The sequence below is a fragment of the Synechococcus sp. YX-04-1 genome (assembly GCF_030546365.1).
GTDB lineage: Bacteria > Cyanobacteriota > Cyanobacteriia > PCC-6307 > Cyanobiaceae > Parasynechococcus.
Genome location: NZ_JAUONZ010000008.1, coordinates 59072 through 68574 on the forward strand (window position 1 = coordinate 59072; position 9503 = coordinate 68574).

The following is a 9503-nucleotide window of genomic DNA, read 5'->3' on the forward strand; positions in this document are numbered from 1 at the left end:
TTTGATCTGAGATTCAGGCGCTTCGTGGGTCGAAGCGCTTTTTCTCTCGATCAGTGTTTGGAGCAACCCATGCTTCAGCCAGCGTCAGGAGCGCAGAGCATCCCGACGGGTGGTACGAGGCAGCTGGTGTGACCATCCAGCAAGGTGCGGGAATGGTTTGCCTGTCTTGAGAGGGCTAATCGCCCTTTGAGGCGCGGAGGCATTGCGTTTTGAAAACCCATCACCGTGCACGCAGCCCACACGCTCATGAACACTGAATGAACCACATCAAGCATTTTCAATGCTTCAAGAAGTCTCAGGCTTTTGCGTGCCACGGTACTACCCCCATTTAGGAGCATTCGTGCTTAACCACGTTCAGGATTCAGCCTCTTGTCGAGGGCATGCCTGACCTGATCACCAGGACGGCAAAGCATGTTCCAACGGAATGGAGTTGCTGCAAGCAACCAGCCACAGCAAAGCGACTGTATCACTTGTTGGTTCGCTAATTTTATGTAACAAAACTGCTTTTTTATTGGATCTCAAAATTATTGGATCTAGACCGGAAGTAGCTCTTTGAGGAGCAGATGTTTGAACCACTTGCGCTCCAACTGCTCGTTGGTCTCTATATCCTGATGATTATGCTTGAGGCTGCCAAAAAAGATGCATCCAGACAACATGGAAGGGGATCATGATTGAACCTGTTGTTGTTCCATTCATCTGGTTGATTCTTTACCTTCTTATCGTTATCCACGATGCCGATCAACAAGAAGACAGGACAAACCATCAGTGAACCTGAGGCAAACGAGTCATTACGTTCAGCGCTCGGCTCACTTCGAGCTGGTCTTTGTATACATCATCGAACCACCCGTTATCGTCCTGACCCAAGTATCAGCTCCCTATTCCATCAGGAGTTATCCCCGGTGCTTGATGTAAGAGGCTCCTCGATAGGTGAGGTGAATCTGGTCAACCGGTCGTGATCCAACCTGCCGGCATGTGTTGTAGTGCTCCTGCCTGTACGTGAGCTCCAAACAAGTCTTTGGCTTGGGTGTTGGTGCTTTGTAGGTGCGACCTCGATAGAGCAGATCATTCATTGGGATGTTCCTCGAATCGGAAAGAAACCTTGGTCGTGACGGCTCCAGGGTCTCCCTCAGCAACCGAGAGAGGTGTTCCGAAGCCTCCTTCGGTATTCGAAGAGCAAAGACCTGCAGTAAGAGTCAGGGTATTTGCTCGACGGTTGATGGAGTTACCAGCAACCCCATCGGCATACTCAATCAACTCATGCACATGCGTCTTAGCTACCCCCAATTGGGGAGGGTGTTGTTTACCGCCCTATGCCTGATCGCAACGTGGCTAGACCTGGATTAGCTGGTAGGAGAGCGATGACACGCCAATGCTGGACCATCATGGGTGGCGGAAGAATTTGCACCGATGACATCTCCAAAAAAAAGACCCCCTTTCATCTCTATCTCACCAAGGTTTTACCGAAAGTGAAGAAGGAGTCTTGATTTTGAGCGGTAACCATCTTCGGAGCAGCCAAAGCCCGTCAGCCATTCGCCAATCGGGTGCTAATGCCTAGTACGTGCAAGCACTAAAAAACCTAGGCTTGGCCTAGGTCTGTTCAGCGCTTCGTTTTGAAGCTGACCTGATCTGTTGGGGGCCGCCGCCAAGCTCGCCCCCTCCCAACCATCAGGCCTTCGAAGGCTTGTTGCTTAAAGCTGCGGACATGGCAGTGGCCAAAAGCATGCAGCCGGCGACAGCAAGAAAACCCATGGGTGTGAATCGAATTCAGCAATCATTCCCGCTCACCTGCCTGCCTGTCGCTGTTGTGACAGAACCTTGAGGGCGCTCATCCAGACTCGCCATCCTGAGTCGACGATCGATCCAGTCTTTCGTTGCGGATGGAACGAAAGCCTCTTTTCTGCTGTATTCACTTGGATCAACCAGTAAAAATACTGTTGTAATTACACCACTTCTCGGAATCGACCTTGAGGAATAAGTTGTCCATAGAGACGAGGAGGGGAGATGGCTTTCCTCAATATTTGTTTCTTATTGCTCGCTTGTTTTGCGTTGCTTGATTATCTCGGCAAGCTCTTCTATGAGCGATTGTCCGAATGGCAGGAAGCGCGCCAGCTTGTTGGTGGTCATCCAGAGATGCGGGGAGTTGATCTTGAACGAGATGACCTCATTTATTTCAAGGCAGATGAATCTATCCGCGAGTTTGTTCTCGGGAATGATGAAGCGGGTACCAATGATCCTTTTCTCGGTGACCTCTTCCTTCTTGATGAAGATGGTTTTTGACGAGATGCAAAAAAGGTGCCAGGGAATGCTCGCCTTTACTACCAAAGGTAGAGCTCTTGGTGGATCTGAAGGTATGGCCCCAGGCTGGTGATCCTGATGGTGATGTTGCATGACTCTTTTGATGCCTTGCGTGTGTAGATGTGGGTGTGACTGAAGACAACATTTGTTCTTTTTCATCCTGGCGGAAAAGCGAACCAAACAGGTCGGTTGACCCTCTCCTTATTGCTACGACGCAGCTCTAGACCAAGTTCAGATGCATGGAGGGTTTGATGCTCAACACACTTTTCCTGACTGTTGCAGTCTGCGCGGCAATCCTTGGCGTGATGGTCCTCGTCTACGGCACTGTTCGGTGGATGCAGAACGCTTAGTGATTTTCAGCGTTTTCGGGGGCTCGATTGGTCGGTTCATAAAAACCCATTGCGAATTTGGTGGATATCTGGTCCTGGGGTTTTGTGCCCTATGCGTGGATGCCTCAGAACCCGTCAAGAAAAGACCTCTGAAGTTTTTCCCACTTTTAGAGGTCCGCGCCCCTCGTTTGACGCTCCCCCCAAAGGTGGGTTCGGCTTAACGTCAACCCAATGAAGAAATAAAAATGATTCTCATTCTTTTATGATAGTCCTTAGTAAATACTCATTTGAGTTTGGTTAATTTCGTGTTTGTGGCTTTCTGCGCCGTCATAGCTTTTTGATTATTGGAGAAGCTCATGCATTTTCCGCCAGAAGCCCAGCAAAAGCGCTTATCGAAAGCGCAGTTCTTGCATCTAGCGAAGGAAGCAGAAGTCGAGGCAAACAAGCGACGCTGGAGCGTTATCTCCGAGCGTTATCTCCATCCAGTCAAGTAAGCCTTAGATCGATTCCGTTGTCGGCTGTTTCCGACAGGTGAGTTGGTAGCGATCTACCGCATCACCAGCGTGATCGCTTGGACTGTCTTGATACAGCCCCTTGCGTTTTGATCGGAAGCCGATAATTAGGGTCATCTGCTCATGAGCCGGGTGTGATGCTTCGGCTTTACTTTGCCCTTCGCTCTTTCTATGGAGCCTCTGGAGATATGGAGCAGGCTCAAGGGGATGAGCTGGAAGACATGTGCTGTCTTTCTCCAGATCGGCACCTACCACAGATAATCAGCGGCTTAGCTGGGTGGATCTGAATAACCCACAGCTGGGAGAGGCAGGCCATCATCACGTTGGCTGGTTTTGCCCCAGAAGGCAATGAGCGTCAACTCGGATAGCCATTAACCGCTGACGGGTGGAAAGTATGTCCATCGAGATCGGAGGAGCCAATGATGACGGCCGACACTCCACCTGAGCAACCAGCAGAAGCAGACTGACTTTCTGGCCCCTGCTCCAACAGTTTCCACCCATCCGTGAGGCTGGTCCTTTGACGAGGCGAGCGAAACGCTAAGCCATTCGACACTCCAATTTGCACCGTCCCGTAGGCGAAAGCTTCATTGCCTCAGGTGCCCCGGAGCTTCATCAGCCACACCCCTGGACCCAATGGCCCCAGGTAGCCACCACGTCAGATGCTTCGCCCCTCGCCAGAGATGGCACTACGACTTGACCTCTGTTCCTGATGGGATGGAAGGGACAGTTGGTGTCGGAAGCGAGGAATAAGAGAGGCCACCTCATTCCTGTCGTAGGTGGGCCGGCCTCTCAACACCCGATCACATCACGGGTTCAAGCATGCACAAACGAGCGAACTAGGCCGTCTCTTCCAGCTGGGAGGGGCGGCCTTCCACATTGAGAGCAGATTAACTGTTCGCTTACGACGACGTGTTGTTTTTGCAGGGGCGTTCACTTCGCTTCAACCTGAGCCACATCGCTTTCTCAAGCGCCGTCAGCTTTCGAGTCGGCTCATGCAATGCAGCTTCGGCACGTCGCCTGTCAGCAAGGATGAAGTGGTCTGTCTTGTCGACACCGTCGAATCCCATGTCCCGTAAGAGGACGAAACTCGCAACATAGACATACGAATCGTGTGTGCATCGAAGGCCAGTGAGCCCTCACTTCAAGCGATGGAAAGAGCTGACTGGAACTCCGCTTATCTAGCCAAATCTTGACCGTCGCGAACGATTGCTTTCACATCGTTAGTGGTCTGGTTTACAACTCTGTAACTGCATGCTTTGACCCTCGACATGACACGTGCCCGTAGATAAGCCCTTAAAGCACAAATCCTTGATCCAATGATCAGGAGCGTCCTCTTGATGGATGCAGTAGAAGGGTTGTCTTGACTAACTTCTATTGGTGTTAACACGGCCCGGCGGTCATGTTTGAGAACTGATTAAGCAGCTTTCTCTTCTGCTGTAGCGGTAATCAGCAGCGCACGGCACTGGGCTGGTCGCAAGTTGAACTCATCGATCAGCAGACGCTGAATCGCGCCATATTTTTTGCGTTTGCCTGTCAGCTCACGGGCGCGTTGGATTTGTTCTGTGGAAAAGGTCATTTGCCCTCCGGTCGCAAGGGAGCGGTAGTGCGTGAGAAGCCCTCCAGAGCGTGATGGCTTCAATCAGGGGATCTTGGTGACATTCAGACCAGGTCTCTTCTCAAGAAGTCGCTGGACTTCCTTCATTCCCCTGACCACATGACAGATGCCTTCCTGGTCGCAGACCCTGTAGTACTCAAAACCTTCTGGCGCGTTGGTGAGCTTGGTAGGACTCATCTCATTCATCCGGTTTTGGCCTGTGTTTTGTCTTCAGCCTCGGCACGAAGGAAACGTTTGTGTTGAGGTGACTCAAGACCAGCCATCTGAGTGTCCGGCCTTTCCAAGAGTTTTTTCTTGAGTTTGCGGTCTGGCTTGTTCAACCCCATCAACAGGGGATGCATTCCTCTTCTGCTCATTGTTGAGACCTCCTGTGCAGATCTCGCGTTGTGGTCTTTCGGCCCTTCCGCGTGGGATGAATCTCTCACCGATATGAGAAGCCTGATACCCCCATGCGGGGGTATCAGCACACGTTTAAAAGGAGTTAATTGATCAAGCCGGTGGTGTCGTTAGAAGCTCCGCTGGTCCTCGAGCAAAAGCCCTGGACCTGAGACGACCAGTGCTTTTCCCTCGTATTCGAAGTAAACCCTGGAGCCGTCACTCCGGGGTTTTTCTTTTGCCCCCATTTGGGGATGGATATGCGATGCCTGGTGGCTGTAAGAAGGTTCCATTCGAGGCACAGCCATGAAGCTCGACCTGGCTCACGCACAACCGATGGGACATCTCATCGTTGAGGGAACCCACCGACCGTTCCACGCCCTTGCCTGCGCTCTCCGTCCAACAACAGTGCGGATCAGGCGCAAGGTCTCAGACCGATGACAGCCAATCCGCAACGCTTTCTTGTTCGATACAAGAAAAACGACGGCAGCCGACACACGCTGCAACTCCATGCGTCCAATCGGCAGGAGGCACGAATCGTCGCCATGGAAACCAACGCCTACGTGCGCCGTTATCCAACCAGTGTGGATTCGATTCTCCTAGCTGCCTGAAGCCGCCCAAGGATGAATCGAACGCTCAGGTTGCTGAATTCCTTGCCTGACTGTCGATGCTGGAGATCAAACCGTTCACGCCATCCGACCTCGACGTCGTCACAGGTCTGGCCCGCGAACAGGATTTCGCCCCCGGAGTGGGCGATATCGAAATTTATGCCAACACCGATCGCCAGGGGATCTGGTTGGCTTGGCAGGACGACGTACCAGTGGGGTGCATTGCCGCGGTGACCTACAACCCCGGCTACGCCTTCATCGGCCTGTTTGTCGTGAAGCCAGAGCATCGCGGCCAGGGAATCGGCCGTCGTCTGTGGCAACACGCCTTGAAAACCCTCAGCAGCGTGGAGTGCATCGGCCTGGAAGCCGCAGTTCAAATGGTGGACTTCTACGAAAAAGCCGGTTTTCAAAAGGACTGCGTCACCACACGCCGGCAGATGTTGTGCCGGAGCGACCAATCGCAACACCCGACAACAAAACTGCTCAACCGCAGCGACATCACCGTTGTGCCATTGAGTGAGATCTCTCTCGAGGCGATTCAGCGCTACGACGAACGCCACGAAATCAGCCCAAGGCCTCATTTTCTTGAACTGTGGTTACGCCACAGGGCAGGAAACGTCTTTGTGGCAAGGGATACCCAGGGGGCGTGCCACGGCTACGTGCGCATCCGCCCCTGCCTGCTCCCCATCGGTGATGGTTGGCGGGTGGGGCCTTGGTTGGCGGAGGATCCCGGCATGGCTTCGCTGTTGCTCAACAACGCCATGGACCGCCACAAGGGAGTTGTTCTGATCGACACCCCGGGGCACAACCCCTCCGCCAAGACGATCACGACGGCGAAGGGCTTCAAACCCATGGGCTCAACGGTGCGGATGTACAAAGGCGTGATGCCCAAAGGCCACGATCGCAACGTTTATGGCCTGGCCTGTCTCGAGCTGGGTTGAATCGGAGGTTCGAGCAACCACTCCCTGAATTCCTGAGTCAGCGCATAACTATCTTCATAGCATTGGTCTTGATCAAGGAAAGAAATCCTGTGCAGCACATCACTCAGAACTTGAGCCCTGATGGCATCAGCTTCGATCGACATACTCCCTCCTTAGGCATCGGTCTCTGACGAAAATTCGGCCTGAATCATCAACATCAATCGCTCGGGAGATTTGTATTGCCTCGGCAAGGAGCGGTGCAACAATCGCAAACGATCCCAACAGAGTGTTCGCTCAAGTTCAGCATTTGTTTTCCCCTGCTTGATCAGCATCTTCAAGGCCTTGCAGTACAGCGGATATTTGGCTTCGAGCTCTCCAATACTGAGGCTGGATGTGCTCATGGAATCTTCTCGCTGCCATTTCGAACTATGCAATGAACGAGGCCGTCACATCGCCTCCCAAATGGGGACAATCGTTCTGTCCCCGGATGGGGGTAGCTCAACGATCTGGTCCGCGCGTTAGATGGCTCCGATTGCAATGTTGAGCGTGGAATCAATCGAAACCCACATCGCTAAAGACCGCGAGGAATTGGCCAAGGCTCAGGCCGACGGAGACCAGGCCAAGGCGCGTCACTACGCCACCGAGCTTGAAGGGCTCGAGACCTATCGCAGCCACCATCCCGGGGAACACAAGGACCCCACCTCCCTCGAGGTGCATTGCGATTTGAACCCCGATGCACCGGAATGCCGGGTCTATGACGACTGACGACTGACGACGGTCGCAACCATTTGGGCCAGTTGGCCCGCAAGGATGGATGGAAGATGCAGGGAAGTCCATGGATCTGACCCCATACCTGCAGAGCGAACCCAAATCTGAAAACGAAGAGCCTCTGCTTTCCGTTGCCATCAACGGAAGCATTGCCTTAGCAATGAAGGGTCGGTTTTTCCTTCGCTGTTTCTGCGATAGCTTCAGCGAAAAATCTCGTATCGGCTGTGCCGTTACAGATGAAGACTCTTGCCTAAGTTATCTCAAACGGGATTCATTTGAGCTGCTTCTCTGCACAGACCTTCTCGAAAAAGGCAATGGCTTCGAGTTGGTGCGCAAAGCTAGAGAGATTCAATCCGACCTAAAAGTGGTGGTACTGGCGTTGAGTGATGCGGTTCCTGTGGAGTATGACAATGCACAGTGGCTGGAAGCCGTGGTCGCTGAAGCCGACATCATTGAAGACCGCAAACCCCTCGAAGCCGCTGTGTTGGCGGTGATGGGACATCACTCCTACCGAAGCCCATCACTGCGCTCCGATGAACTTCCTTATCTCAGCTGCCCGCGACTAACACCTCGCGAATACGAAGTTCTCGACCGCCTCGCCCGCGGAATGTCTGACCGAGAAATTGCGGAAGATCTCATCGTCACCGAAGAGACCGCACGTACCTACACCAAGCGGCTGTTGCGGACCCTACAAGTGAACAACCGGGTGCAGGCGGTGTTGAAGGGAATGCGGTGCGGCATGGTTCAGATCTGAGCCAATAAATCACCCCAAATGGGGGTAGAGATCAAGTCCCCGGCCGGGCATCAATGGATGCTGAAAAGTGATATTTCGACGAGATGGCAGCAGTCACCTTCACCCATGAACCATCCCTCGCAGAACTGCGAGAGACGGAAGCGTTGTACACCCGCGCCATGGAATACCTGGTGGCAGATGGCGTGAAAGAAGGGGAAGCCAGGGAGAGCGTCTGCTGGCGACGACTGAACCGACTGCATCAGGCACTGCCAGACCGTTACGGCAATCCCCGCGCCCTCTTCCTCTCACTTCAAGCGCATCAGCGAAGCCAGAAGACGGCGTAGTTGTCTCAGAACGGAATCAGACATGGATAGTGAATACCAGCCGATCAGTCGGGTGGAACGGTTATTGGCAGCTCATCCTTGGTTGCTCAAGGCCCAGGCCTGGAGACTGCTCAGCATTAAATACGTGTTGATGGGTCCAGAGCTCACCATCCACAATCCCGATCACCACCAATTGATCATGCAGGAGTGGACTGATCATTTGGTGGAGATGGATGACGTCGCACTTCGGCAAATGTGTGATTGGATCGATCGAAGCCGTTTAGAGGATGAAATGGGCGAGCCCTGATTCTCACTAAAGCATCACGCGATAAATATAAATCCACCAGAAAATTTATCGGCAGAGTCCGCGCGTTCTGAATTCGCTGCCATTTCGCTAGCTAGCTTTAATCATTCGCTGCGTCGAAAGGTTGCTACCTGCTGGTTCAACATACTTCCTCAGTGTGGTTCGACCCGTAAGAACTACAGCTAGATATGTCGCCCTTAGATCAGGTACCGAGCCAATAACCGCAATTAATTCTCCGCTAGCAGCAGCCTCATGAGCGTTGTCCTGTCCTAGAGCCCAGTGGTCAGTGGGTTGACGCAGATTGACAACCGTTCGGGAGAGGTCGTTTTCCGATCAGGAAGGTCGCCCCATCTCTGTGGTGGTTATTGGGGCAGTCGTTTCTGGCAGTGCAGTCGATGTCGGATCACCGTTGATCGGACAGTTGGGTTCTGCATCCACAACAAAAAGCCCCCACCTTGCGGTGAGGGCTTTCCGATTCAGTTGATCTGAACCGTTTTGTCTGTTCCGTAAGGAACAGGTTGATTCCAGATCAACCGATGGCAGGAGCCTGCAGAGCCACAGGAGTGGACTCAGCAGCAGCCAGGTCGAGGGGGAAGTTGTGAGCGTTGCGCTCGTGCATCACTTCCATGCCGAGGCCGGCACGGTTCAACACGTCGGCCCAGGTGTTCAGGACGCGGCCCTGACCATCAAGGATGGACTGGTTGAAGTTGAAGCCGTTCAG

At 53.1% G+C, this 9503-nt stretch carries 11 protein-coding genes and 1 pseudogene; 7 read left to right on the top strand and 5 right to left on the bottom strand.

Annotated elements, in window-relative coordinates:
• Window positions 1-890: 890 nt before the first annotated feature.
• Window positions 891-1070, bottom strand: a complete 180-nt coding sequence (locus Q3Y53_RS12395) for a DUF4278 domain-containing protein (RefSeq protein WP_303536544.1) — start codon at window positions 1068-1070, stop codon at window positions 891-893.
• 931 nt (window positions 1071-2001) lie between these two features.
• Here Q3Y53_RS12395 and Q3Y53_RS12400 point away from each other — a divergent pair.
• Window positions 2002-2277: a hypothetical protein gene (locus tag Q3Y53_RS12400; RefSeq protein ID WP_303536547.1), complete on the top strand. Its 276-nt coding sequence runs from the start codon at window positions 2002-2004 to the stop codon at window positions 2275-2277.
• Between the two features lie 2273 nt (window positions 2278-4550).
• Here Q3Y53_RS12400 and Q3Y53_RS12405 read toward each other — a convergent pair.
• Complete coding sequence (locus tag Q3Y53_RS12405; RefSeq protein ID WP_303536550.1) at window positions 4551-4712, bottom strand: hypothetical protein; 162 nt, start codon at window positions 4710-4712, stop codon at window positions 4551-4553.
• A gap of 63 nt (window positions 4713-4775) precedes the next feature.
• Complete coding sequence (locus Q3Y53_RS12410; protein ID WP_303536552.1) at window positions 4776-4928, bottom strand: hypothetical protein; 153 nt, start codon at window positions 4926-4928, stop codon at window positions 4776-4778.
• A 635-nt stretch (window positions 4929-5563) separates the two neighbouring features.
• On the opposite strand from Q3Y53_RS12410, the gene Q3Y53_RS12415 reads away from it, so the two are divergent.
• Window positions 5564-5737, top strand: coding sequence for a hypothetical protein (locus tag Q3Y53_RS12415; protein WP_303536555.1), 174 nt, complete (start codon window positions 5564-5566; stop codon window positions 5735-5737).
• A gap of 56 nt (window positions 5738-5793) precedes the next feature.
• Entirely contained in the window at window positions 5794-6675 is an 882-nt protein-coding gene (locus Q3Y53_RS12420; protein ID WP_303536558.1) for a GNAT family N-acetyltransferase, read from the top strand.
• A gap of 152 nt (window positions 6676-6827) precedes the next feature.
• Here Q3Y53_RS12420 and Q3Y53_RS12425 read toward each other — a convergent pair whose 3' ends face one another.
• Entirely contained in the window at window positions 6828-7055 is a 228-nt protein-coding gene (locus tag Q3Y53_RS12425) for a DUF3136 domain-containing protein (RefSeq protein WP_303536561.1), read from the bottom strand.
• A gap of 145 nt (window positions 7056-7200) precedes the next feature.
• Here Q3Y53_RS12425 and Q3Y53_RS12430 point away from each other — a divergent pair, with 145 nt between their 5' ends.
• The 4 genes from Q3Y53_RS12430 (at window position 7201) to Q3Y53_RS12445 (ending at window position 8785) form a co-directional block, all read left to right on the top strand.
• Complete coding sequence (locus tag Q3Y53_RS12430) at window positions 7201-7419, top strand: CP12 domain-containing protein (protein ID WP_303536580.1); 219 nt, start codon at window positions 7201-7203, stop codon at window positions 7417-7419.
• 70 nt (window positions 7420-7489) lie between these two features.
• Entirely contained in the window at window positions 7490-8176 is a 687-nt protein-coding gene (locus Q3Y53_RS12435; protein WP_303536563.1) for a response regulator transcription factor, read from the top strand.
• A gap of 83 nt (window positions 8177-8259) precedes the next feature.
• Window positions 8260-8499 (top strand): DUF3136 domain-containing protein, encoded by a 240-nt coding sequence (locus tag Q3Y53_RS12440; RefSeq protein WP_303536565.1) that lies wholly within the window; start codon window positions 8260-8262, stop codon window positions 8497-8499.
• A gap of 22 nt (window positions 8500-8521) precedes the next feature.
• The gene (locus tag Q3Y53_RS12445) at window positions 8522-8785 is read left to right on the top strand and encodes a hypothetical protein (protein ID WP_303536567.1); all 264 of its coding nucleotides are present in this window, start codon (window positions 8522-8524) and stop codon (window positions 8783-8785) included.
• A gap of 526 nt (window positions 8786-9311) precedes the next feature.
• Here the strand turns inward: Q3Y53_RS12445 and Q3Y53_RS12450 are convergent.
• Window positions 9312-9503 (bottom strand): annotated as a pseudogene (locus tag Q3Y53_RS12450) (photosystem II q(b) protein); the annotation flags it as partial.

What these genes read in the sequence shown, in the direction of transcription:
- Q3Y53_RS12395 (WP_303536544.1), bottom strand. Translation starts at nt 1,070, where the DNA reads ATGAATGATCTGCTCTATCGAGGTCGCACCTACAAAGCACCAACACCC.
- Q3Y53_RS12400 (WP_303536547.1), top strand. Translation starts at nt 2,002, where the DNA reads ATGGCTTTCCTCAATATTTGTTTCTTATTGCTCGCTTGTTTTGCGTTG.
- Q3Y53_RS12405 (WP_303536550.1), bottom strand. Translation starts at nt 4,712, where the DNA reads ATGACCTTTTCCACAGAACAAATCCAACGCGCCCGTGAGCTGACAGGC.
- Q3Y53_RS12410 (WP_303536552.1), bottom strand. Translation starts at nt 4,928, where the DNA reads ATGAGTCCTACCAAGCTCACCAACGCGCCAGAAGGTTTTGAGTACTAC.
- Q3Y53_RS12415 (WP_303536555.1), top strand. Translation starts at nt 5,564, where the DNA reads ATGACAGCCAATCCGCAACGCTTTCTTGTTCGATACAAGAAAAACGAC.
- Q3Y53_RS12420 (WP_303536558.1), top strand. Translation starts at nt 5,794, where the DNA reads ATGCTGGAGATCAAACCGTTCACGCCATCCGACCTCGACGTCGTCACA.
- Q3Y53_RS12425 (WP_303536561.1), bottom strand. Translation starts at nt 7,055, where the DNA reads ATGAGCACATCCAGCCTCAGTATTGGAGAGCTCGAAGCCAAATATCCG.
- Q3Y53_RS12435 (WP_303536563.1), top strand. Translation starts at nt 7,490, where the DNA reads ATGGATCTGACCCCATACCTGCAGAGCGAACCCAAATCTGAAAACGAA.
- Q3Y53_RS12440 (WP_303536565.1), top strand. Translation starts at nt 8,260, where the DNA reads ATGGCAGCAGTCACCTTCACCCATGAACCATCCCTCGCAGAACTGCGA.
- Q3Y53_RS12445 (WP_303536567.1), top strand. Translation starts at nt 8,522, where the DNA reads ATGGATAGTGAATACCAGCCGATCAGTCGGGTGGAACGGTTATTGGCA.